The organism is Mesorhizobium sp. P5_C1 (assembly GCF_054049815.1).
Genome location: NZ_JBFULQ010000767.1, coordinates 1 through 2,031, shown reverse-complemented (window position 1 = coordinate 2,031; position 2,031 = coordinate 1). Strand labels below are relative to the sequence as shown.

Genomic DNA, 2,031 nt, shown 5'->3' with positions numbered 1-2,031 from the left:
GCGCTGGCTAGTCGAGCAGGGCCTAGCATTGGACTGGCCGCGCTATTCCAACGGGGCTTTCGCTGCCGAGCAAGGTACAGCCAAGGCCGCGCATCGCGGCGTTTGGCAAGGCCGGTTCGATCAACCTTGGGATTGGCGTGCAGGGCATTCCGACAATCCGCAGCCGGCGATCAGCCAGCCGCTCGGCATCGTGGGCAGTGGGCAGGTCGCACAAAGCTATTCGTGCCAGCCGCGGCGGTATTGTGCGCAGGTCGGCTCGTGCGCCGCGGCGCAGTGGTATCTTCATAATTGCTCGTGGGGCCACAAGCTTGACGCCGATGGAGACGGCAAGGCATGCGAAACGCTCTGCTGATCCAGCCAGAAAGCATGTGAGGGAGGAACAGTTGAAGATCGAGCCCGAAGCGGAATGCAAAACCCTAACTGAGGCTTATGCAAGACTAGGCGCCACGGTCCGCAATCCGCGGCGCACCTGGTCGGCAATCACCGATGATGGAAAAGCTGTGGTGGTGACCCTCTGGACCGACCGATTCCTAGACCTCGAGCAATCCCAGTACAGCACTTTCGGACTTTCTGGGAAGGGATGGATCGACCGGCCGGAGAACCGCCGGCGGGCCAAGCATCTTCAGCATGCGATGTCAAAGCGCGGTGGCCTCTTTCGTTCGATTATCGTGACGTCGAGCGATCGCATGCATAGCAGGATCGTAGCGCGTAGGGTCGGCCCACAAATGCGGGTCACAGAAATTGATGAGGAGACAGGACGTTTCAAAGCAGAGCGAGCCTAGACGGCCGCTCGAATGGGGAAAGGACCAACAATCTATGGCGCGGGAGTAACACCCGTCGGGATCTATATGCTAGGCCAGTCATACCGCGCACATGCCGACGCCTTGGAGTTCGCCCCCTCGCACATTCGGTTGCATTTTTCGGACCACCCACGGCGCCTATTGTACTTCCAGGCGCTTGAGCACTTTCTTCGCGGCTTCCTCAGGCTCAATAGGGTGGATCCGGTTCAAATCCGGGCCTACCAGCACAATTTCACGGCAATGCTGGATTGTGGCAAATCTCATGGTTTGCGCATCTCCGGCGTCGCCGAGGAGTTCATTTGGTCCAGCACTTTCCGGAACGATTATGTGCGGATCCGGTATCTCTTCAATATCGAAGAAGACCTTGACGCCGACACCGACTGGGACGTCGATCCCGAAGACCTTAAGCGGGAGTCGATGAGTGATCTTCGACAAGCGGTGTTCGAGGTTGAAGATTTCTTTGCCAAAGAGATCAATGCGACGGGCCGAGAGGTGATCCTGCCGCCTGAGATTTCTGCTGTCGACCGTTGACGGGCCTCAACGCATCGCCTGCCTAGCCGCGCGGTTCACCGCCCACTGTATTAAGTTCGCTGTCACACACGCCTACTGGAATGAAATCCCGGCGACCATGAGGCTGGTTGCACCAGCGAGTGTGAAGCTGTCGATCGGTGTCCTGCTCAATGCCAAGAGCCGGTAGACAACCAGCGTGCAATTGAAGGCCGTCCCGAAGCGGGGACGATCAGCCCCGGCTTGACCCACTGCGTCGCCGCCCGCTTCATCTCATTTGGCGCCATGCCTTGCGTGGTCCTGAACGCGAGGCCAGAGCCGTTCGCGCATCTCGCGGCTCAAGGTGAGGAACGCAGAGCCGACCTATCGGCCTCGACGCCAAGCAGTTCATATTCGTCGATCGCGTAGCATTTGGCCTTCAGCCCTTTCGGCAGCGGACGAAGTCAGGATTGTGCTGAGATCAACCAGCATAGGGTCAACGAACGGCCAAGGGCTTGGTTTCCCTGCCCGTCCTTGACCCGCCCCGGTTCTTGTTGACGCCAACAATTCGGGCCGCTCCTGCACAGTCTTTAAAGACGCAGCCTCAAACAAGGCTCTGGACTTCTACTCCGTATTTGCTTCAAGTATTTTCTGGGGGGAGAAATCAATGAAAACGATCGCGCTTCTTGTAGGCGCAGCAGTTTGCGTCAGTGGCTGCAGCACGACTGCTAACGTCTCTGACAGC

General features: G+C 58.4%; 3 protein-coding genes. All 3 read left to right on the top strand.

From position 1 onward, the window contains the following. Nucleotides 1-28: 28 nt before the first annotated feature. Nucleotides 29-352: an excalibur calcium-binding domain-containing protein gene (locus ACXJ7R_RS31040; RefSeq protein ID WP_457155140.1), complete on the top strand. Its 324-nt coding sequence runs from the start codon at nucleotides 29-31 to the stop codon at nucleotides 350-352. Between the two features lie 31 nt (nucleotides 353-383). Further along, a complete protein-coding gene (locus tag ACXJ7R_RS31035; RefSeq protein ID WP_457155139.1) occupies nucleotides 384-782 on the top strand; it encodes a hypothetical protein in 399 nt (132 codons plus the stop codon). A 159-nt stretch (nucleotides 783-941) separates the two neighbouring features. Continuing rightward, nucleotides 942-1,331 carry a hypothetical protein gene (locus tag ACXJ7R_RS31030; protein WP_457155138.1) on the top strand — a complete coding sequence of 130 codons (390 nt, stop codon included), beginning with the start codon at nucleotides 942-944 and terminating at the stop codon, nucleotides 1,329-1,331. Nucleotides 1,332-2,031 lie beyond the last annotated feature (700 nt).